The 21,370-nt window shown below is 68.0% G+C and carries 20 protein-coding genes and 2 riboswitches; of the genes, 16 read left to right on the forward strand and 4 right to left on the reverse strand.

Translation table 11 applies throughout. The features are described from left to right. Positions 1 to 16: 16 nt before the first annotated feature. The 8 genes from D000_RS0106185 to D000_RS0106220 all read left to right on the forward strand — a co-directional run bounded on the left by D000_RS0106185 (position 17) and on the right by D000_RS0106220 (position 9,592). Positions 17 to 937 carry a ZIP family metal transporter gene (locus D000_RS0106185; protein WP_018872670.1) on the forward strand — a complete coding sequence of 307 codons (921 nt, stop codon included), beginning with the start codon at positions 17 to 19 and terminating at the stop codon, positions 935 to 937. 136 nt (positions 938 to 1,073) lie between these two features. After that, positions 1,074 to 1,175, forward strand: a riboswitch (glycine riboswitch). 1 nt (position 1,176) lies between these two features. After that, a riboswitch (glycine riboswitch) is annotated at positions 1,177 to 1,286 on the forward strand. Positions 1,287 to 1,404: 118 nt separating this feature from the next. After that, a complete protein-coding gene (gene gcvT / locus D000_RS0106190) occupies positions 1,405 to 2,505 on the forward strand; it encodes a glycine cleavage system aminomethyltransferase GcvT (protein ID WP_026279806.1) in 1,101 nt (366 codons plus the stop codon). Positions 2,506 to 2,578: 73 nt separating this feature from the next. Beyond that, positions 2,579 to 2,971: a glycine cleavage system protein GcvH gene (gene gcvH, locus D000_RS0106195; protein WP_018872672.1), complete on the forward strand. Its 393-nt coding sequence runs from the start codon at positions 2,579 to 2,581 to the stop codon at positions 2,969 to 2,971. A gap of 84 nt (positions 2,972 to 3,055) precedes the next feature. Continuing rightward, positions 3,056 to 4,408, forward strand: coding sequence for an aminomethyl-transferring glycine dehydrogenase subunit GcvPA (gene gcvPA, locus D000_RS0106200; RefSeq protein WP_018872673.1), 1,353 nt, complete (start codon positions 3,056 to 3,058; stop codon positions 4,406 to 4,408). A gap of 62 nt (positions 4,409 to 4,470) precedes the next feature. Continuing rightward, positions 4,471 to 4,998: a thiol peroxidase gene (gene tpx, locus D000_RS0106205; RefSeq protein ID WP_018872674.1), complete on the forward strand. Its 528-nt coding sequence runs from the start codon at positions 4,471 to 4,473 to the stop codon at positions 4,996 to 4,998. Positions 4,999 to 5,080: 82 nt separating this feature from the next. Next, a complete protein-coding gene (gene gcvPB / locus D000_RS0106210) occupies positions 5,081 to 6,589 on the forward strand; it encodes an aminomethyl-transferring glycine dehydrogenase subunit GcvPB (RefSeq protein ID WP_018872675.1) in 1,509 nt (502 codons plus the stop codon). A 251-nt stretch (positions 6,590 to 6,840) separates the two neighbouring features. Beyond that, positions 6,841 to 9,243 carry a PAS domain-containing protein gene (locus D000_RS0106215; protein ID WP_018872676.1) on the forward strand — a complete coding sequence of 801 codons (2,403 nt, stop codon included), beginning with the start codon at positions 6,841 to 6,843 and terminating at the stop codon, positions 9,241 to 9,243. Then, entirely contained in the window at positions 9,233 to 9,592 is a 360-nt protein-coding gene (locus tag D000_RS0106220; RefSeq protein WP_018872677.1) for a diacylglycerol kinase, read from the forward strand. The genes D000_RS0106215 and D000_RS0106220 overlap by 11 nt, the downstream gene beginning before the upstream one ends. 260 nt (positions 9,593 to 9,852) lie before the next feature. Here the strand turns inward: D000_RS0106220 and D000_RS0106225 are convergent, their stop codons facing one another. Next, entirely contained in the window at positions 9,853 to 10,992 is a 1,140-nt protein-coding gene (locus D000_RS0106225; RefSeq protein WP_018872678.1) for a zinc ABC transporter substrate-binding protein ZnuA, read from the reverse strand. A 44-nt stretch (positions 10,993 to 11,036) separates the two neighbouring features. On the opposite strand from D000_RS0106225, the gene D000_RS0106230 reads away from it, so the two are divergent. After that, the gene (locus D000_RS0106230; RefSeq protein ID WP_051074943.1) at positions 11,037 to 11,867 is read left to right on the forward strand and encodes an ATP-binding cassette domain-containing protein; all 831 of its coding nucleotides are present in this window, start codon (positions 11,037 to 11,039) and stop codon (positions 11,865 to 11,867) included. Then, a complete protein-coding gene (gene znuB, locus D000_RS0106235; protein WP_018872680.1) occupies positions 11,867 to 12,685 on the forward strand; it encodes a zinc ABC transporter permease subunit ZnuB in 819 nt (272 codons plus the stop codon). Before D000_RS0106230 ends, znuB begins: the two co-directional genes overlap by 1 nt. A 230-nt stretch (positions 12,686 to 12,915) precedes the next feature. Here the strand turns inward: znuB and D000_RS0106240 are convergent, their stop codons facing one another. From D000_RS0106240 to lgt, 3 genes are read right to left on the reverse strand one after another with little or no spacing between them, the layout of a single operon-like run. Further along, the gene (locus D000_RS0106240; RefSeq protein WP_018872681.1) at positions 12,916 to 13,440 is read right to left on the reverse strand and encodes a dihydrofolate reductase; all 525 of its coding nucleotides are present in this window, start codon (positions 13,438 to 13,440) and stop codon (positions 12,916 to 12,918) included. 17 nt (positions 13,441 to 13,457) lie between these two features. Beyond that, on the reverse strand, positions 13,458 to 14,276 hold the full coding sequence (locus D000_RS0106245; RefSeq protein WP_018872682.1) for a thymidylate synthase: 819 nt from the start codon (positions 14,274 to 14,276) through the stop codon (positions 13,458 to 13,460). Between the two features lies 1 nt (position 14,277). Beyond that, on the reverse strand, positions 14,278 to 15,093 hold the full coding sequence (gene lgt / locus D000_RS0106250; protein WP_018872683.1) for a prolipoprotein diacylglyceryl transferase: 816 nt from the start codon (positions 15,091 to 15,093) through the stop codon (positions 14,278 to 14,280). Between the two features lie 99 nt (positions 15,094 to 15,192). Between lgt and D000_RS0106255 the strand changes: the two genes are divergently transcribed. From D000_RS0106255 to D000_RS0106280, 6 genes are all read left to right on the forward strand, one after another. Beyond that, positions 15,193 to 17,226 carry a thioredoxin domain-containing protein gene (locus D000_RS0106255; protein ID WP_018872684.1) on the forward strand — a complete coding sequence of 678 codons (2,034 nt, stop codon included), beginning with the start codon at positions 15,193 to 15,195 and terminating at the stop codon, positions 17,224 to 17,226. Positions 17,227 to 17,378: 152 nt separating this feature from the next. Then, a complete protein-coding gene (locus tag D000_RS0106260) occupies positions 17,379 to 17,792 on the forward strand; it encodes a rhodanese-like domain-containing protein (RefSeq protein WP_018872685.1) in 414 nt (137 codons plus the stop codon). A 157-nt stretch (positions 17,793 to 17,949) separates the two neighbouring features. Continuing rightward, the gene (locus D000_RS0106265; RefSeq protein WP_018872686.1) at positions 17,950 to 18,765 is read left to right on the forward strand and encodes a GNAT family N-acetyltransferase; all 816 of its coding nucleotides are present in this window, start codon (positions 17,950 to 17,952) and stop codon (positions 18,763 to 18,765) included. Between the two features lie 4 nt (positions 18,766 to 18,769). After that, on the forward strand, positions 18,770 to 19,513 hold the full coding sequence (locus D000_RS0106270; RefSeq protein ID WP_018872687.1) for a 1-acyl-sn-glycerol-3-phosphate acyltransferase: 744 nt from the start codon (positions 18,770 to 18,772) through the stop codon (positions 19,511 to 19,513). Between the two features lie 25 nt (positions 19,514 to 19,538). Beyond that, entirely contained in the window at positions 19,539 to 20,774 is a 1,236-nt protein-coding gene (locus D000_RS0106275) for a glycosyltransferase family 1 protein (protein ID WP_018872688.1), read from the forward strand. Next, positions 20,749 to 21,279, forward strand: coding sequence for a phosphatase PAP2 family protein (locus D000_RS0106280; protein ID WP_026279808.1), 531 nt, complete (start codon positions 20,749 to 20,751; stop codon positions 21,277 to 21,279). The genes D000_RS0106275 and D000_RS0106280 overlap by 26 nt, the downstream gene beginning before the upstream one ends. Positions 21,280 to 21,370 lie beyond the last annotated feature (91 nt).

The following is a 21,370-nucleotide window of genomic DNA, read 5'->3' on the forward strand; positions in this document are numbered from 1 at the left end:
CAATCAAGGACGACACATGAGCCAGTCTTCATCTGAGGCAGTCGAACACGATCACGGCAAGCCCGTACCCCGGATCTTCCTGTTTGGGTCGCTGGTCGCGCTGGCGGCCTTTATCTGGCTGGTCAGCCTGCTGTGGCCCGCACTGGAAGCCCGCATCGCCGGCCTGAGCACCCTGCAGATCGGTGTGCTGGCCAGCCTGGTGGCCGGCCTGATGACCGCGGTCGGTGCGCTCCCGATCTTCTTCCTGCGGCGGATCAGCGCGTCGGTCGAGGACGCGATGATGGGCTTCGGGGCCGGGGTGATGCTGTCCGCCACCGCGTTCGAGCTGGTGCTGCCTTCGGTGGAGCAGGCCGAGGCCCAGTACGGCGGCGTCGGCATGGCAATCCTGGTGCTGTCGGTAGGCATGGCACTCGGCGGCGGGGCGTTGCTGGCGCTGCACAAGCTGGTCCCGCACGAGCACTTTCATATCGGTCCGCAGAGCGGGGCCGACCCGGCGAAGATCCGGCGGGTGTGGCTGTTCATCTTTGCGATTGCGCTGCACAACCTGCCGGAGGGGCTGGCGGTCGGGGTCGGCTTCGGCGGCGAAGAGGTCAGCGATGGCGTGACCCTGGCGATCGCGATCGGTCTGCAGAACATGCCGGAGGGGCTGGTGGTGGCGATTGCGCTGCTGTCGCTGGGCTACAGCAAGTGGGCCGCGTTCGGCGTGACGCTGCTGACCGGGCTGGTGCAGCCCATCGGCGGGCTGATCGGGGCCGGTGCGATCACCCTGATGGAGTTCCTGCTGCCCTGGGGGCTGGCCTTCGCGGCGGGGGCGATGCTGTTCGTCATCAGCCACGAGATCATCCCTGAATCGCACCGCAAGGGTCACGAGGCGCAGGCGACTGTTGGCGTGCTGGTCGGCTTCGTCGCGCTGCTTGCGATCGATCTCGCCCTGTAGCGCATCGCGTGGTAACGGCACCCGCAATGGGTGCTCGGGGCGGGTGGCGGAAAGCCGCCGCTGCACGTCCGGGCTTTCGCTCGGGAGATATTTTGGTCTACAATTAAATCTGTCTGCGGGTGGCTGATTCGGCCCGCACACCGTTCTGGAAGAGTTCTGCGATCGCTTAGCGATTGGCAGACGCCGAAGGCGCAACATCCGCCCGGAATCGCTCAGGCTACCGGACCGGAACGGTGCAGAAGACACACTCTGGAGAGCGGCCGGCGACGGCCCACCGAAGGGGGCGGCCCTGCAGCGAGTAATCGCTGGCACGGCGCAAACTCTCAGGTTTCAGGACAGAGGGGCGGCCAGCAGATAATCCCTGCTGGCCGCCCCTTTTTTTATGCCCGGCGCGCGGCGCCCGGGCCTCGCGGTTCCACCGGCACGGCCGGGGGCCGACCACGACACGGACGCAAGGCGGGAACACGATGACGACGTTGAAGACAACTCCCCTCCATGCCGCGCATCAGCGTGCGGGGGCCAAGCTGGTCGACTTCGCCGGCTGGGAGATGCCGCTGCACTACGGCTCCCAGATGGAGGAGCACAAGATGGTGCGCGCCGGGGCCGGCATGTTCGATGTCTCGCACATGCAGGTCGTGGATATCCATGGCCCGCAGGCGCAGGCCTTCCTGCGCTACCTGCTGGCCAACGACGTCGCCAAGCTGAAGACCGAGGGCCGCGCCCTGTACAGCTGCATGCTGAATGAGGCCGGTGGTGTGATCGACGACCTGATCATCTACTGGACCGGGGGCGCCAGTTACCGCGCGGTGGTCAATGCCGCGACTGCCGAGGGCGATATCGCCCACATGCAGCAGGTGGCCAAGGACTTCGACGTGAACGTCGAGCCGCGCCCGGAGTTCGCGCTGATCGCGATCCAGGGCCCGCAGGCGGTGGAGAAGACCCTGCCGCTGTTGCCGGATGACCTGCGTAGTGCCGGGGATCTCAAGCCGTTCTCCGCGGTCTGGAATGACACCTGGTTCGTCGCCCGCACCGGCTACACCGGCGAGGACGGCTTCGAGGTGATGCTGCCGGCGGCCGAGGCCGATGGCTTCTGGGAACAGCTGAAGGCTGCCGGCGTGAATCCGATTGGCCTGGGCGCGCGGGATACGCTGCGCCTGGAGGCCGGCATGAATCTCTACGGTACGGACATGGACGACCAGACCAATCCGCTGACCGCAAATCTCGGCTGGACCATCGCCCTGAAGGACGCCGAACGCGACTTTATTGGTCGCAAGGCCATCGAACAGTCAAAGGCCGCGGGCGTGCCGGAGCGCATGGTCGGTCTGGTGCTGGAGGGGCGCGGCGTGCTGCGCGGCGGCACCCGCATCGAGACCGAGGCCGGCGACGGCGTGGTGACCTCCGGCAGCTTTTCGCCCAGCCTCGGGGTGTCGGTCGCCTTCGCGCGGATCCCGGCCGGGGTTGAGGCCGAGGAGCTGCACGCGGACATCCGCGGACGCAAGCTGCCGGTGCGCGTGGTGAAGCCGGTGTTCGTCCGCAATGGCGAGCCGCAGATCGAACTGAATCGCTAACGAATTATTGCCTCATGCCGCGTGTGCCGGACTACACTGCGCAGGCGGGATCCAATCGAAAAAGGAAGACGTCATGAGCGAAGCACCGAAGGACCTGAAGTACACCAAAAGCCACGAATGGGTACGCCAGGAGGCCGATGGCAGCGTGACCGTGGGCATCACCGATCACGCGCAGGAACTGCTGGGTGATCTGGTGTTTGTCGAGGCCCCGGAGACCGGCAGCAGCGTCGAGGCCGGCAGTGCCTGCGCGACCGTCGAATCGGTCAAGGCCGCCTCGGACATCTATGCGCCGATCTCCGGCGAGGTGACCGAGATCAACGAAGAGCTGGCCGACAGCCCGGAGAAGGTGAACGAGTCGCCATTCGCCGATGGCTGGTTGTTCAAGGTTCAGCCCTCCGACGCCGGCGAGCTGGACGCGCTGATGGATGCCGACGCCTACGCCGCGCACGTCGAGGCCGAGTCCTGAGGCAGACCTGGCCGGATCGGCCCCGGTCGCGTCTGGCCGGGGCCCTAACGAACTTCGCCACCGCAGGCGAGAGCGAGACCTGATATGCCGTTTATCCCGCATACCGAAGAAGATATCCGCGCCATGCTCGACAGTATTGGCGCCGATTCCGTCGAGGACCTGTTCGACGAGATCCCTGCCGATCTGCGTTCGCCGCCGCTCACGGGGATCCCCGAGGGCGAGAACGAGATGGGGATCACCCGCCTGATGCAGGAGCGGGCGGCGAAGGACGGCATGCCATCGAATTTCATCGGGGCCGGTGCCTACGAGCACCATATCCCGGCCGCCGTGTGGCAGATCGCCACCCGTGGCGAGTTCTACAGCGCCTATACGCCGTACCAGGCGGAGGCCAGCCAGGGCACGCTGCAGCTGATCTACGAATACCAGACTATGATCAGCCGCCTGACCGGCATGGAGGTCTCCAACGCCTCCCTCTATGACGGCGCCTCCGCCCTGGCCGAGGCCGTGCTGATGGCGGTGCGGGTGAACCGCCGCTCCAAGGCCAAGCGCGTGCTGCTGCCGGGCGCCCTGCACCCGGACTACCGCAAGGTGGTCAGGACGCTGATCGGCAACCAGGGCATCGAGCTGGTGGAGCTGCCGTTTGACGAGACCTCCGGCCAGACCCCGGTGGACGCGCTGGCGCCGTATGCCGACGAGGACGTCACCGCCATGGTGATCAGCCAGCCGAATTTCTTCGGCATCCTCGAGGATGTGGACGCCCTGACCGGCTGGGCCGAGGAACGCGGCATCCCGGTAATCGCCGTGGTGAATCCGGTCTCGCTGGCGCTGCTGAAGCCGCCGGGCGAGTGGGGCACCAACGGCGTCGACATCGTGGTCGGCGAGGGCCAGCCGCTGGGCGCGCCGCTGTCCTCCGGTGGGCCGTACTTCGGTTTCATGACCACGTTGAAGAAGCACATCCGGCAGATGCCGGGGCGCATCGTCGGTCGTGCCGAGGACGCCGATGGCAAGCCCGGCTTTGTACTGACCCTGCAGGCGCGCGAGCAGCATATCCGCCGCTCCAAGGCGACCTCGAACATCTGCACCAACCAGGGCCTGGTGGTGACGGCCGCGACCATCCACATGTCCATGCTGGGTGACGAGGGTCTGACCCGCGTGGCCGAGGCCTGCTATGCCAACACCCACGCACTGGTGGAAAAGCTGGCGGCCAAGGGCATCAAGCCACGCTTTACCGGCGATTACTTCCACGAGGTCGCGCTGGACTTCGGCGGTGACGCCGCCGGCCGCGTGCAGGCCATGGCCGACGCCGGTGTGCTCGCGGGCTTCGAGCTGGGCCGTGACTACACGCAGCTGGACGGCTGCGTGCTGGCCTGCGCCACCGAGACCAAGACCGAATCCGACCTCGAGCAGTACGTGACCACGTGGGAGCAGGCCGCCTGAGGCGGTTCGATTCCCCGGGTCAACGACACCACGCGCCATACAACCAACGCCGGGAGGCAACCATGGCCGAAATCAAGCTGCAAGGTAACCCGATCAACACCAACGGCGACCTGCCGCATGTGGGCTCGCCGGCCCCGGACTTCAAGCTGACCAACAAGGATCTGCAGGATGTCTCGCTGGCCGACTTCGCCGACAAGCGCAAGCTGATCTCCATCGTGCCCAGCCTGGACACGCCGGTCTGCGCCGATTCCACGAAGAAGTTCAACGAGATGGTGGCCAGCCGTCCGGATCTCGAGATCCTGATCGTCTCCGCCGACCTGCCGTTCGCGATGAGCCGCTTCTGCGCCGCCGAGAACCTCGAGCGCGTGACCGTCCTGTCGATGATGCGCGACCGCAACTTCGCCAAGGACTACGGCGTGCTGATCCAGGACGGCCCGCTGGCCGGGATCACCGCCCGCGGCGTGGTCGTGCTGGATACCGACAACCTGGTGATGCACGCCGAGCTGGTCTCCGAGATCGGCGACGAACCGGACTACGACGCCGCGTTCGCGGCCCTGGATGACCGGGCCAACCTGAGCCCGACCCAGTAACCGGCGCGGAGAACCACTGCGCCGCCGGCGGCCGGGCCCGAGCTCGGCCGTCGTCACCCGAATACGCAAGCGAGAAACCGCTATGAGCACCACAGACGCCCATCTGATCTTCGAACGTTCCCGTGCCGGCCGCTCGGCTGTCGCCCAGGCACCGCGCGACCACGCCGCGACCCGCATCCCCGCGAATCTGCAGCGCAAGTCCGCGCCGGGTCTGCCGGCCGCCTCGGAACTGGACGTGGTGCGCCATTACACGCGGTTGTCGCAGAAGAATTTCTCCATCGACACCCAGTTCTACCCGCTGGGCTCGTGCACGATGAAGTACAACCCGCGTGCCTGTAACAGCCTGGCCATGCTGCCCGGCTTCCTGAACCGGCATCCGCATGCCCCGGCCAGCCACAGCCAGGGCTTCCTGCACACCATGTTCGAGCTGCAGGAGATGCTGAAGGAAGTCACCGGCATGAAGGCGGTGTCGCTGGCGCCGATGGCCGGTGCCCAGGGCGAATTCACCGGCGTGGCCATGATCCGTGCCTACCACGACGCCCGCGGCGATACCGAGCGCCGCGAGATCATCGTCCCGGATGCCGCGCACGGCACCAACCCGGCGACCGCGATCATGTGCGGCTACGAGGTGCGCGAGATCCCCACCGATGCCAGCGGCGACGTGAATATCGAGGCGCTGAAGGAGGCCGTGGGCCCGCAGACCGCCGGGATCATGCTGACCAACCCGTCCACCGTGGGCGTGTTCGAGCGCCGTATCTCGGAGATCGCGAAGATCGTGCACGACGCCGGCGGCCTGCTGTACTACGACGGCGCCAACCTGAACGCGATCCTCGGCAAGGTACGCCCGGGCGACATGGGCTTCGACGTGATCCACATGAACCTGCACAAGACCTTTTCCACGCCGCATGGCGGGGGCGGTCCGGGTTCCGGGGCGGTGGGTGTGGGCGAGCGCCTGCTGCCGCACCTGCCGGTGCCGCACGTGATCGAGGACGGCGCCGAGGGTTATCGCTTCGCGACCGAGGCGGACTACCCACAGACCATTGGTCGTCTGGCCGGGTTTGCCGGCAATGCCGGGGTGCTGCTGCGGGCCTATGTGTACATGCGCATGCTGGGGCGCGAGGGCATGCAGCGCGTGTCCGAATTCGCCACGCTGAACGCCAACTACCTGGCGCGCGAACTGGAACGGGTCGGGTTCGATCTGGCCTATCCCGAGCGCCGTGCGACCCACGAGTTCATCGTCACGCTGAAGAAGCAGGCGAAGGAACGCGGTCTGACCGCAGGCGATGTCGCCAAACGCCTGCTGGACCATGGCTACCATGCGCCGACGACGTACTTCCCGCTGCTGGTGCCGGAATGTCTGCTGGTGGAGCCCACCGAGACGGAATCCAAGGAAAGTCTGGACGGTTTTGTCGAGGCGATGGCCTGCATCCTGGCCGAGTCGGAGAACGACATGGAGACGATCAAGGGCGCACCGCACACGCTGCCCAATCGGCGCTTCAACGAGGTCGCCGCTGCCAAGGCGCTGGATGTGGTGTTCGAGCCGCAGGAGAGCACGGGCGACAGCGCGCCGCGCACCGGTACGCACGGCTGACCGGGTCGTTCCAGCCCTGAGGCCCGCAGTGGGCCTGGTGCCCCAGCGCCCCCGTTGTTCGGGGGCGCTGGCGTTTCTGCGCGGGATGGACGCCGTTTTGTGGGGTTGAACGGGAAACCAGACTCGTTATCTGGTAGTTTCTGGATTCATTCTATTACTGTCCTGCCAGGCCCGAGGGCAGGGGACCGTTCCGGCGTGTCCAGCGAATAGCTCCCGCAAGAGGGGCAAAGACGGGCAAGGAACGCGAGACAATGAGCGAAATTTGTGCCATCCACGGCTATGCGGCGCTGTTCGACTATGCGCCGGTGGGACTGGCCGAGATGGACACCGAGGGCCGCATCCTGCGCGCGAATGCGAGCCTGGCGGCGCTGCTGGGCTGTGCCACGGCAGACCTGGTCGATGCCCCGCTGCAGGCGCATGTATTCCCCGAAGACCGCGCGTACTGTCAGTCCCGGCGCCAGGTGCTGCTGCAGGGTGGCTGCGATCACTGTCATTTCGAGCTGCGCCTGCTGGATCCGGACGGACAGCCGCGCTGGGTGGAGATCACCAGCAGCCGCATCCCGGCGACCGCGGACTGTGCCGAGGCCATTCTGGTCGTGATCGCCGATATCGCCGCACGCAAGGCGGCCGAACAGCGCGCCGAGACGCTGTTGCGGGCCAGCCCGGCGGTGATCTACACCATGAGCCCCGACAACCTCGGGGTCATGACCTGGATGAGCCCCAACGCCGAGACCGTGACCGGCTGGACGCCGGACCAGGTCACCGGCGAGCCGGACTGGCTGGCCACCCATGTGCCGGCCGAGGATTATCGCCGCAGTTTCGCGCAGATCCAGCGCTGGCTGGCCGAGGGCGGGCAGGGCGTCTGTCACCTGAGCTATCGCCAGCGCAGGTCCGATGGCCGCTGGCAGTGGCTGGAAGACCAGGTGACCGCGATCCGCGATGCCCAGGGGGCCGTCGTGGAACTGGTCGGGGCGTTCCAGGATGTGGGGGCGCGCCTGGAGACCGAACGCCATCTGGAGAAGATCGCGCACAACCTGCCGGGCGTGATCTACCAGTATCAGCAGTATCCGGACGGGCGTGGCCTCTTCCCGTATGCCAGCGAGGGCATGACCGAGGTCTACGGGGTTACCCCGGAGGCGGTGATGCGTGATGCCAGCAGCGTGTTCGAGGTGATCCACCCGGACGACGTTGACCTGGTGGTCGCGAGTATCGAGGCCTCGATGCGGAGCCTTGAGCCGTGGCGCCAGCGCTACCGCGTGCGTCACCCCGAGCGTGGCGAGATCTGGCTGGAAGGCCACGCCAGCCCGGAGGCCATGGACGATGGCAGTGTGCTCTGGCACGGCGTGCTCCTGGACATCACCGAGCGCGTGCGCGCCGAGGAGGCCCTGCACCAGCGCGAGCAGGAACTGGCGGAGGCCCAGCGCATCGCGCATGTGGGCAACTGGGTATCGGATTTTGTCCGCAACGAGATTCGAGGGTCGGACGAGGTGTTCCGGATCTTCGGTATTCGGCGGGGCGAATGGCCTGGGACCCACGAGGCGTTCCTGCAGACCGTGCATCCCGAGGATCGCGAGCGGGTGCAGGGCGAGATCAATGCGGCGCTGGCGGGCAACGGCTGTTTCGACAGTGTGCATCGCGTGCTGCGGCCCGATGGCCGGGAACGCGTGGTCCACGAACGTGGCTATGTGGAGTTCGATGACCACGGGCGTGCCCTGCGCATGGCGGGGACCGTTCAGGACATCACCGACCGCCACCGCATGGAGCAGGAGCAGCGCCTGCTCGCGGCGACCTTCGACAGCAGCCAGGCGATCTTCATCACCGATGCCGAGGGGACCATCCAGCGGGTCAACGCCACCTTTACCGAGCTGACCGGCTTTACCGATGCCGATGCCGTTGGCAGCAACCCGCGCATCATGAACTCCGGGTGCCAGGAACCGGCCTTTTACGAAGAGATGTTCCGGACCGTGCGCGAGCGTGGCCACTGGTCGGGCGAGGTCTGGAATCGGCGCAAGGATGGCAGGATCTTCCCGCTGCACGAGATCGTCACCGCGATCCGCGATACCGAGGGCGCGATCGACTACTACATTGCCGTGTTCCACGACATCTCGCGGCAGAAGGAGCTGGAGGCGGCGCTGGAGCACCAGGCCTTCTACGACCCCCTGACCGATGCCGCGAACCGTGGCCACTTCGAGGCCGTGCTGGAACAGGAGGCGCAACGCGCCCAGCGGTACCAGCAGCCCTGCTCGCTGGTGATGCTCGACCTCGACCACTTCAAGCGGATCAACGACACCCACGGCCACGATGTGGGTGACGAGGTACTGCGGCGCGTTGTCCACGCCAGTCGCGAGCGCCTGCGCGGTACGGACGTGCTGGGACGCTGGGGCGGGGAGGAGTTCATGGTGCTGCTCCCGGGCACCGACGCTGAGGCGGCCGCTCGGGTGGCGGAAGACCTGCGGCGGCAGGTGGCGGCGCTCGATTTCGAACGGGTGGGGCGTGTGACCATCAGTCTTGGCGTGGCGCAGTGCCAGCGCGGCGAGGCCATCAAGGACTGGATCAAGCGTGCCGACGACGCGATGTATGCGGCCAAGCGTGAAGGGCGGAACCAGGTGCAGCCCGCGCCGGCACCCGATGCCCCGGACGCCCATGGCATCTAGTCAGCTGGGCGGCCCCGCCCGCGTGCTCCGCGCCTTTGTCTATTCCTGGCGCGGGCTGCGCGCGGCATTTCGTCACGAGGCCGCGTTTCGTCAGGAGCTGGCGCTGGCGGTGGTGCTGCTGCCGCTGGCGCTGTGGCTGGGTCAGGACGGCGTGGAACGGGCCCTGCTGGCGGCCAGCGTGCTGCTCATCCTGGTGGTGGAGCTGCTCAATTCGGCGGTCGAGGCGGCGATCGACCGCTTTGGTGACGGTCACCACCCGCTCTCGGCGCGGGCCAAGGACATCGCCTCGGCCGCGGTGCTGGTCAGCTTTCTGCTCGCCGCGCTGGTCTGGGCCCTGATCCTGCTCTGATCGCCGCAGGGCATGCATGCCCTTCTCCTCGGGCATCCCGGCCGCCGCGTTCCCCTTGTTCATGTCATCGTGGCCGCTGCGGCACCCGCGTCTGTGTCATCCCGGCCGGAGCGAAGCGTAGAGCCGGGATCTCCGGCGCCGGGGGCGCCACGAGGCGTAAGATCCCGGGTCACCGCTTCGCGGTGCCCGGGATGACAGGGCTTAGGGGGTGGCACCCGGCCAGGAAACGGCAGGGCGGCGCATTCAGGGCCGTGTGGCGGTCAGCGCGCGTCCGGTGCCATGCAGTCGGTGAAACCGTCGGCCATGCCCTGCATCAGCTCGAACCAGGCGTCCGGGCCGGGCTCCAGGTCCGCGCCGATGGGGTCGAGCATGCCGAGTCGGGTAGCGGTCCCGGCGGCCACGGTCTCGGCCAGGGCCGGCCGGAATTGTGGCTCGGTAAACAGGCAGGCGACATCGCCCTCGGCCAGGCGCGTGCGCAGTTCGGCCAGGCGCCGTGCGCCCGGCATGCGCGAGGGGTCGATGCTGATGGAGCCGGCCGCGTTCAGGCCGTAGTGGCGCTCGAAATACTGGTAGGCGTCGTGGAACACCATGAACGGCTGGTCGCGTACCGGCTCCAGCTGTTCTGCCAGCGTGGCATCCAGCGTATCGATACGTTCCAGCAGACGCTCGCGGTTTTCCCTGATCGCCGCGGCATGTTCCGGGCTGTGCTCGGCGAGGTGGTCCGCGAGCTGGTCGACGATTGCGCGGGAGATGCCCGGCGACAGCCAAATGTGGCTGTCGTGGTCGCCGTGGGTGTGCCCGTGGCCATGTTCATCTCCGTCTGTGTGCTCATGCCCGTGCGCATGCCCGTGGTCGTCGGCGGCGGCGGATTCGGCGTGCTCGGACCCGTGCGCGTGCTGGCCGTCGTGATCGTGGCCGTGTCCGTTGCCATGGCCATGGTCATGGCCGTGGTGGTCATGATCCTCTTCGTGGGCATGCGCGTCGGATTCGGTGTCGCCGTGATGGTGGTGGCCTTCCCAGACCCCGCCGCTACGGCCTTCCAGCAGGTCCAGGTCAAGGTCGTGCATCAGGCTGATCACGGTGGCGCGGTCGGAGATCCCGCGCAGGGGCCGTTCGAGGAAGCCTTCCAGCTCCGGGCCTACCCAGATGACCAGGTCGGCCTGTTGCAGGCGGCGCGCCTCGGAAGGCCGCATCGCGTAGCCGTGGGGTGATGCGCTGGCCGGGACCAGCAGTTCGACCTCGTGGGTATCGCCGGCCAGTGCGGCAACCAGACTGTGGACGGGTAGAATCGAGGTAACGATGCGCGGGGTGTCGGCCTGCGCGGGCGCGGCGAGCCCCAGCAGGAGCGCCAGGCTCAGCAACAGGGCAGGGAGTTTGGGGCGGCGGGCGGCGGAACACATGGGCGGATTCTCCATCGATATTATTAACGTTATACTATATCAATATGATCCGAAAAAGCCCTCCCCAGCCCTCTGCAACGGAAATTGACGCAACGCCCTTGCTGGCGGCCCGCGACGTATCGCTGGAGCGTGCGGGTCGGGTGATCCTGGATCAGGTCTCCGTCCAGGTGCGACCGGCCGAAGTGACCGTGGTGATCGGGCCCAACGGCGCCGGCAAGACCTCCCTGTTGCGCGTCCTCCTGGGGCTGTGGAAGCCCGGCAACGGCCGGGTGCAGCGCCGACGCGGCCTGCGCATCGGCTACATGCCGCAGCGCCTGCAGATCGAGCCGGTGCTGCCGCTGTCGGTGCGGCGCTTCCTGACGTTGCGCCAGCGGGCCCCGGAGTCGGTGCTGCGGGAACGGCTCGAACGGGTGGGTGTCCCGCACCTGCTGCACAAGCCGGTACAGTCGCTCTCCGGTGGCGAGATGCAGCGGGTCCTGCTGGCCCGCGCGCTGCTCAATCGGCCGAACCTGCTGGTGCTGGACGAGCCGGCCCAGGGCGTGGATATCGTCGGCCAGGGCGAGGTGTTCAAACTGATCGACGATATCCGCCACGAGACGGGTTGCGGCGTGCTGATGGTCTCGCACGACCTGCATCTGGTCATGGCGGGGGCCGATGCGGTGATCTGCCTGAACCAGCATGTGTGCTGTACCGGCCGGCCGGAGGAGGTTTCACGGCATCCCGAGTACCAGCGCCTGTTCCCGGAGACGGACATGCAGGGTATCGGGGTTTACCGGCACGATCACGACCATGTGCACGATGTGGCCGGGGAGGTGCACGAGCACCACGCCGGCTGCGCGCATGGCCACCACGGCCACGGGGGAGGCAACCGGTGATGGAGGGGCTGCTCGACGACTTCCTGGTGCGCGCGCTGCTGGCGGGGCTGATGGTGGCGGCTGTGGCCGGGCCGCTGGGGGCCTTCGTGGTCTGGCGACGCATGGCCTATTTCGGCGATACCGTGTCGCACTCGGCCCTGCTTGGCGTAGCCCTCGGGGTGCTGCTGGGGCTGAACCTGAACCTGATGGTCACGCTGGTGTGCGTGGCCATCGCGATCCTGCTGGTGCTGCTGCAACGGCGCCAGGAACTGGCCGCGGACACGCTGCTCGGGATCCTTGCACACAGCGCGCTGTCGCTGGGGATCGTCGCGATCACCTTTATCGAGGGGCTGCGGGTGGACCTGATGGCCTACCTGTTCGGCGATATCCTCGCGGTCGGGACCGGGGATCTGCTGTCGATCGCGATCGGCGGGGCGGTAGCGCTGCTGTTGCTGGTGCTGCTGTGGCGCCCGCTGCTGGCGCTGACGGTGCACGAGGAACTGGCGCAGGTGGAGGGCGTGCCGGTGCTGCTGGTCCGGCTGGGCCTGATGCTGCTGATCGCGCTGGTGATCGCGGCGGCGATGCAGGTCGTCGGAGTGCTGCTGATCACTGCGCTGATGATCATCCCGGCGGCCAGTGCGCGGCGCTTCGCCTCCACCCCCGAGCAGATGGCGATCCTCGCGGCGGTGATCGGCATGCTGGCGGTGGGTGCCGGGTTGTGGGGCTCGTTCCAGTACGACACGCCGACCGGCCCGACCATCGTGGTCGCCGCGATGCTCGGCTTCATCCTCGTCCACCTGCTGCCCGGCCGCCTGATCCCCCACTTCGGCGGCCGCTGAACCCGTCTCTTCACCACAAAGACACGAAGAAGCCCCGGGTCAAAACCAAAAAGCGTGAACAGGAAGAAAAGAAGTCTGGAAGGATTCTGAAACCGGACGGTGCCTGCGGCGCCGGTCTGTGCGCGCCGGTTCACCCTGATTTACATCATTCTTCCAATCTTCTCATCTTCCTGTTGCCGCCCTTGAGCCGGGTTTTTTCGTGTCGGATTGAAAGGCGTGCCGGGGCGTGGTCAGCGGGTGCGGCGTTCGAGGCGTTCGAGGCGTTCGAGGCGTTCGAGGCGTTCGAAGGTGAAGGGGCAGGCGTGGCGGTCGTCGGCTTCGTGGTGTTCGGACCAGACGACGTCCCAGTCCGCGGGGTCGATCGCTGGGAAGAAGGTGTCCCCGGCGTGGCACTCGTGCACGCGGGTCAGGTGCAGGACGTCGGCGCGTGGCAGGGCCTCCTCGAACAGACCGGCGCCGCCGATCACGAAGGCCGGGCCCGCTTCGATGCTGGCCAGGGCCGCGTCCAGATCCGGGTAGACCTCGACGCCGTCGGCGCGCCAGTCCGCCTGGCGGGTCAGGACCAGATTGCGCCGCTTCGGCAGCGGGCGCCCGATGGACTCGAAGGTGCGCCGCCCCATGATCATCGGGTGGCCGTTGGTTACGCGCTTGAAGTGCTGCAGGTCCTCCGGCAGATGCCAGGGCAGGTCGTTGTCACGGCCGATCACGTGATCCGGATCGAGCGCGACCATCAGGTGGATCTCGGGCTGGGGCATGGGGACTCCGGCAGCGATCAGATGGCGATGGGGGCCTTGATCGGGGGGTGGGAGTGGTAGTCGCGCACCTCGATGTCGTCGAAGGTGAAGGCGAACAGGTCGGTGACGTCCGGATTCAGGTGCAGGGTCGGGAGCGGCAGCGGCTCGCGTCCGAGCAGTTCTTCGACCTGGTCCTGGTGATTGTGGTAGAGGTGGGCGTCGCCGAAGGTGTGCACGAAGTCGCCGGGCTTCAGGCCCGCCACCTGCGCCAGCATGTGGGTCAGCAGGGCGTAGCTGGCGATGTTGAAGGGGACGCCGAGGAAGACATCGGCGCTGCGCTGGTAGAGCTGGCAGGACAGCCGCCCATCGGCTACGTAGAACTGGAACAGGGTGTGGCAGGGGGCCAGGGCCATGCGCCCGGCCGCGGCGTTGGCCTGCGGCGAGACCGATTCGTCCGGAAGGTCCGCGACGTTCCATGCACTGATGATGTGACGCCGGGAATAGGGCCGGTTTTTCAGGTTGTCGACCAGCTCCGCCAGCTGGTCGTGGCCGGCCCAGTTGCGCCACTGTGCGCCGTAGATCGGGCCGAGGTCGCCGTCCTCGGTGGCCCACTCGTCCCAGATGCGCACCTTGTGCTCGCGCAGGTAGCCGATGTTGGTCTCGCCGCGGATGAACCACAACAGCTCGTGGATCACCGATCGCAGGTGGGTGCGCTTGGTGGTGACCAGCGGAAAGCCGTCCGCCAGGTCGAAGCGCATCTGGTAGCCGAACACCGAGCGGGTCCCGGTGCCGGTGCGGTCCGGGCGATCCGAGCCGTGGTCGCGGATGTGGCGCACAAGGTCCAGGAACTGCTGCATGTCAGGGGGTCTCCGGGGTGGGGCGCGCACCGGGCAGCGGGTTGCGCCGCGACCAGATGATCAGGGCCACGCCGAACAGGATGACCGGCAGGGTCAAAACCTGCCCCATGGTCAGCCAGTCGAAGGCGAGATAGCCGATGTGGGCATCCGGCACCCGCACGAATTCCACCGCAAAGCGGAAGCTGCCGTACAGAGTCAGGAACAGACCCGAGATCAGCCCGGTGCGGCGCGGCTGTCGCGAGACGACCCACAGCACCACGAACAGCACCAGCCCCTCGAGAAAGGCCTGGTACAGCTGCGAAGGGTGGCGCGGGATGTAGTCCGCGGCCGGGAAGACCATGGCCCAGGGCAGGTCGGTGGGCTTGCCCCACAGCTCGCCGTTGATCCAGTTGCCGATGCGGCCGGCGCCGAGGCCGATCGGGATCAGCGGGGCGATGAAGTCGGTCAGGCGGAAGAACGGCTGGCCAATCCTGCGGGCATACAGCCAGCAGGTGACCAGCACCCCGGCGAGCCCGCCGTGGAAGGCCATGCCGCCCTCCCAGACGCGGAACAGACTGACCGGGTCGGCCAGTGTGGCGTCCAGATTGTAGAACAGGGCATAGCCGAGCCGGCCGCCGACCACGACTCCGACCACGCCCCAGAACAGCAGATCGCCGACCTGCCAGGGGTGCAGCGGGTCCCAGTCACGGGTGCGTGTGCGCCATACGCCCAGGGCCCAGAAGGCGACGAAGCCGATCAGGTACATCAGGCCGTACCAGTACAGGGTCAGGGGGCCGAGGGACAGGGCGACCGGATCGATAAACGGGTGCGTGGGCATGGGCGCTTGCGGATGAAAAACCGGCTGCACATGCTACCCGCAAGGGACGATCCGTGCACCTGATCGGCCTTCAGAAGACCCCGCGCAAGGAGCCGTGCAATGAATCGACTGGCTGGAGCCAGCAGCCCCTACCTGCTGCAGCACGCCGAGAACCCCGTGGACTGGTACCCCTGGGGCGAGGAGGCGCTGGAACGCGCCCGTCGCGAGGGCAAGCCGATCCTGCTGTCGATCGGCTACTCCGCCTGCCACTGGTGCCACGTGATGGCGCACGAGTCCTTCGAGGACCCGGACACCGCCGCGGTGATGAACGAGCGGTTCGTCAACATCAAGGTGGACCGCGAGGAGCGCCCGGATCTCGACCGCATCTACCAGAACGCGCACATGCTGCTGTCGCAGCGTCCCGGGGGCTGGCCGCTGACCGTCTTCCTCACGCCGGACCAGGTGCCGTTCTTTGCCGGGACGTACTTCCCCGATTCCCCGCGCCACGGCCTGCCGTCGTTCGTGGATCTGATGACGCGGGTTGCCGATTTCCTCGCCGAGCACCCCGACGAGATCCAGCGCCAGAACGAATCGCTGCAGCAGGCGCTGGGTCGGATCTACCGCCCCGCCGGCGGTGCGATCCCGGCGCTGAGCGTGATCGACAAGGGGCGCGCGGAACTGGCGAAGACCTTCGACGAGCAGTTTGGCGGCTTCGGGGATGCGCCCAAGTTTCCGCACCCGGCCTCGCTCGAGTGGCTGGCTTGGCATGCGGCGCGCCATGGCGATGCCGAGGCCGACCGCATGCTGGGGCGCACCCTGGACGCGATGGCCGCGGGTGGCATCTTTGATCAGGCGGGGGGTGGCTTTTGCCGCTACTCGGTAGACGCCCGCTGGATGATCCCGCACTTCGAGAAGATGCTCTACGACAACGGCCCGCTGCTGGGGCTCTACGCCGAGCGCGCGGCCGGCGGCGATCTCCGCGCCCGGCGGGTGGTGGAACAGACGGTCGCCTGGCTGGAGCGCGAGATGCGGGATGGGTCCGGGGCGTTCTACTCGAGTCTGGACGCGGACTCCGAGGGCGAGGAGGGGCGCTTCTACGTCTGGGATCCGGTGACCGTGGAGGCGTTGTTGCCGGAGGACGAGTGGGCCGTTGCCAGTCGCGTTTGGGGGCTTAATGGCCCGGCCAATTTCGAGGGACGCTGGCACCTGCATGAGGTCGTGCCGCCGGCGACCGTCGCGGAGGCGCTGGGGATCGACGAGGCGGAGGTGAACCGACGGCTGGATCAGGCGCGGGAACGCCTGCTGGCGGCCCGCGAGGACCGGGTGCGGCCGCACCGGGACGAGAAGATCCTGGGTGCCTGGAATGCCCTGATGATCACCGGGCTGGCGCGGGCCGCGCGCGCCCTGGAGCACCCGGAATGGCTGCACTTGGCGCGTGATGCGATGTCCGCTGTGCGCGAGCGGCTGTGGCGCGACGGCCGGTTGTACGCCAGCGTTCGCGAGAGGGCGACCGGCGCGATGCCGCGCGCCTATCTCGACGATCACGCCCTGTTGCTGGAGGCCACACTGGCGTTGCTGGAGGCCGAATGGGACAGCGACCTGCTGGGCTGGGCCGTCACCCTGGCCGATACCCTGCTGGCGGAGTTCGAGGACCGCGACCACGGCGGTTTCTTCTTTACCGCCCGCGATCACGAGGCGCTGATCCAGCGACCGAAGGTGTATGCCGACGATGCGATGGCCAACGGCAACGGTATCGCGGCGCAGGCCTTGCAGAAGCTCGGGTTCCTGCTGGCCGAGCCACGGTACCTCGAGGCGGCCGAGCGCACCCTGGCCAATGCCGGCCCGATGATCGAACAGGCCCCGGTGGGTCACATGAGCCTGCTGATGGCGCTGGACATCCACTACCAGCCGCCGGCCCTGGTCGTGCTGCGCGGGGCGACTGGTGACCTGCCCGGGTGGCAGCAGCGCCTGCGGGCGCAGGCTGCCCCGGTCTGGGCGTTCGCGATCCCGACCGATGCCGGCAACCTGCCCGCCGCGCTGGCGGAGAAGGCCGCCCCGGAGACGGGTGTGCGTGCCTATGTCTGCCGCGGCCTGCAATGCGAGGCGCCTGTGACTGACCCTTCGGCGCTGGACAGCGCGCTCTCACAGGGTTGAAACGCCTGGTCGCGTACCCACGGTAGAATGAGTCCGATGGTAGGAGCCTGCTTGCAGGCGAAGCCCCTGCCAAACTCCGACATGGGCAGGGGCTTCGCCTGCAAGCAGGCTCCTACGAAGACATCCAGATCATTGCAAAAGGGAAGGTTCGAATGAGCGAGAAGAAGCTGATGGATTTCGTCGCCGAGGCGCGCAAGAACGTGAAGGAGATTGCCCCGGCCGATCTCGCCGAGAAGATGGAGGTGGGCGAGGACTGGCTGGTGGTCGACGTGCGCGAACCCTACGAGTTCGAGAAGATGCACGCGCCGAATTCGATCCTCGTGCCCCGCGGCCTGCTGGAAGGCGCGGCGGACCCGAATACGCCGCACCGCATCGATGCCCTGGTGAACGCGCGCGAGAAGCCGGTCGCGGTGATGTGCGCGACCGGCGGCCGCGCTGCTATGTCCGTGCAGCGGCTGCAGGAGATGGGCTTCACCAACGTGGTGAACATCGCGGGCGGCATCAAGGGCTGGGAGGCCGAGGACCTGCCGGTGGAATCCGGGGCCTACGCCGGCAAATTGCCGTAGCCATGTTTCGCGGGGCGGGGGCCGGTGTCTCCGCCCCCTATACCACCCTCTGCGGGTGCGTATCCGGCGGCGGGTTCATCCGGCCGTCATCGTTTCTACACGGTATGGTCAAGCGTGCGGCGTAGTCTCCGGGACAGTTCAACCGGAGGTCGCCACCATGACCGCACCGCCTCGCTCCCTGTCCGCGTCCTCCGCGGATGCCGAAACCGCCTATCGCGTCCACCTGGCCTCCAGTCCTGCGGATCTGGAAGCCGCACAGCGCCTGCGCCACGAGGTCTTCGCCGGCGAGATGGGCGCGGTCCTTCCGCACGCCCGTGCCGACCTTGACTGTGATCCCCTCGATGCCCACTGCCACCACTTGCTGGTGCGCGAGCGCCGCAGCGGCGACGTGGTGGCCTGCACCCGTATCCTGACCGAGGAAAGCGCCGCTACAGCCGGCGGTTTCTATTCCCTGTCCGAATTCGAGCTGGGCCCGCTGATGAACCTGCCCGGGCGGACCCTGGAGGTTGGCCGGACCTGCGTGCGCACGGGCCATCGGCAGGGTGCCGCGATCAACGCGCTGTGGACCGGCCTGGCGCAGTTCATGACGGCGCATCAGTACGACTACCTGATGGGCTGCGCCAGCCTGCCGCTCGGCGAACAGACGCCGGCCCAGCTGGCCTGGCTGCGGCTGTTCCATCGGGCCCCGTCGCGCCTGCGCGTGACGCCGCGGCGGCCGCTGCCCAATGCCCTGACCATCTGCCACGGCACCCCGAGCCGCAGCGGCCTGCCGCCGCTGCTCAAGGCCTATCTGCGCCTGGGTGCGCGGATCTGCGGCGAGGCCTGCCATGACCCGGACTTCAATGTCGCGGATGTCCTTGTCCTGCTGGATGTGCGCGCCATGCCGGACCGTTACCATCGGCACTTCCTGGGCGCTGCGGCGCCTGCAAGCCGAGGGTCGGAACATGGTCGGGAATCTGCGGGCGCTGGGTAGGCTGATGCGCATACTGCTTCACATGCTGGCGGGGGTCTGGCTGACCTGGCGCATGACGCGCCGCGGTGACGACTTCGCCCAGCGCAGCCGCATCCGCCGGGCCTGGTACGACCGCGCGCTGTGGATCGCCGGGGTCCGGTTCTGCGTCCATGGCCGCGTGCCCGAGCGTCCGTCGCTGGTGGTGGCCAACCATGTCTCCTGGCTGGATATCCCGCTGATCGGGGCCGTGGTCGATCCCTGTTTCCTGTCCAAGGCCGAGATCGCCCGCTGGCCGGTGATCGGCTGGCTGGCCCGGCGTCACGACACCCGCTTCATCGAGCGCGGGGGACATCAGGCCGCAGCCCACGTGGAGGCCATGCGCGAGGGACTGGAGGACGGGCGCCATTTCGTGGTGTTCCCGGAGGGCACCACCAGCCGCGGTGAATACGTGCGCCGCTTCCACCCGCGTCTGTTCGCCGCGGTAGCCGGTCGCGAGCATCCGGTGCAGCCGGTGGCGCTGGCCTACGAGCGCCCGGAGCAGGGCCCGGTGCCGGTGTCCTATGCCGAGGGGGATCACCTGATCGCGAACGTGTGGCGGCTGCTGGGCCGGCGCGAGACCCGCGTAGACCTGCACTTCCTGCCCGCGCTGGAGGCCACCGGCGCCGATCGGCGCGCGCTGGCCGATGGTGCCCGCGAGGCGATCGTCACGGCCCTGGCCCTTCCGGCGGATCCGCCGCCCAGCGGGCGGCGAACGCCGCTCGCCTCGTAACGACGACAGGGGAGGGGCCGGCACCATGCATGCAACCGTTACCGATTCACGACATTGTCCCCCTTCCCCGAATGCCCTCGACCTGGCGCTGGTCACCGAGACCTGGCCGCCGGAGGTGAATGGCGTGGCGCATACCCTGGCGCGGCTGGTGGAGGGTATGCGCGGGCGCGGGCATCAGGTGCAGGTGCTGCGCCCGCGACGGGCCGGCGAGGTCCGCGCATCGGCACCGGACACAGGATCGGCCCCGGAGGATGTGGTGTTCCCCGGCATGCCGCTGCCCGGCTACCAGGGCCTGCGCATGGGGCTGCCGGCGGCGCGACGCCTGACCCGGCTGTGGCGGGCGCGGCGTCCGGATGCGGTCTACATCGCCACGGAGGGGCCGCTCGGCCACTCGGCGCTGCGGGTGGCGCGAGGGCTGGGCATTCCGGTCGCCTCCGGCTTCCATACCCAGTTTGATGGCTATGCCGAGTACTACGGTGTCGGCTGGCTGACGCCCGTGGTGCGCGCACTGCTGCGCCGCTTTCACAATCGCTGCGCGGTCACGCTGGCGCCCACGCAGGCCCTGGCGGACGAGCTGGCCGGGCAGGGGTTCCAGCGGATGGCGGTGATGGCCCGCGGGGTCGACACCCGGCGATTCGCGCCGGCGCGGCGTTCGTCCGTGCTGCGCCAGCAGTGGGGCGTGGACGATACCACCCCGGTGGTGCTGTACGTCGGCCGGCTGGCACCGGAGAAGAATCTGCCGCTGGCCTTCGCCGCATTCCGGGCGCTGCAGCAACGCCTGCCCGCCGCGCGTCTGGTGCTGGTCGGCGACGGCCCGGCCCGCGCCGCCCTGGAACGAGAGCACCCGGATGCGCTGTTTGCCGGCCAGCAGGTCGGCGCGGACCTCGCCGGCTACTACGCCAGCGCCGACCTGTTCCTGTTTCCGTCCAGTTCCGAGACCTTCGGCAACGTGGTGATCGAGGCTCTGGCCAGCGGGCTTCCGGTGCTCGCCTTCGACATCGCGGCGGCGCACGAGCATGTGACCAGCGGGGTCCATGGCGCCAGCGTGCCGTTTACCGGCGCGGCGGCCGAGGATGCGGCGGCGTTCGTCGCCACCGCCGCGGCCCTGGGGGATGACCCGCAGGGCTGGGGCGAGATGGGCGCGCACGCCCGCAGTCATGCCCGGGAGCTGGACTGGGCGCAGGTGGTGAGGCAGTTCGAGGACATCTGCCAGCAGATCATCGAGGAGACGCGCGATGCGAGTGCTGCAATGGATGGATGAGCTGGAGCTGGCGGTCTGCCAGCGTTTCAATCACTACAACCGGCGCCGTTTCGTCAGCCGCTTCTTCGGGGCGGTGAGCCGCCTGGGTGACGGGGTGCTGTGGTACCTGCTGATGCTGGCGCTGCCGCTGATCCACGGGCCGCAGGCGGCCTGGGTCAGCCTGCAGATGGCGGTGGTGGGGCTGATGGCGCTGCCGGTTTACAAGTGGCTGAAGCGACGGACGAGCCGGCGCCGTCCCTGTCACCGGGATCGACCATTCACGCGCACGGTGGACCCGCTGGACGAATTCAGCTTCCCGTCGGGGCACACCATGCACGCGGTCGGGTTCAGCGTGGTGCTGGTGGCCTGGTTGCCGGTATGGGCCTGGCTGGTGCTGCCGTTTGCGGTCCTGGTGGCGGCCTCGCGCCTGGTGCTGGCCCTGCACTATCCCAGTGACGTGGCCATGGGCGCGTTGATCGGGGCCACAATGGCGGGTTCGGTGCTCTGGCTCGCCGGGTTGTTCTAGGGAGACGCTGACTTAATCGCACGTCCGCGTCTCCCTGCGGAAATCGCTCTCGTCATCCCGGCCGTAGCGCAGCGAAGAGCCGGGATCCCCC

The organism is Thioalkalivibrio sp. ALJ16 (genome assembly GCF_000377345.1).
Classification (GTDB): domain Bacteria; phylum Pseudomonadota; class Gammaproteobacteria; order Ectothiorhodospirales; family Ectothiorhodospiraceae; genus Thioalkalivibrio.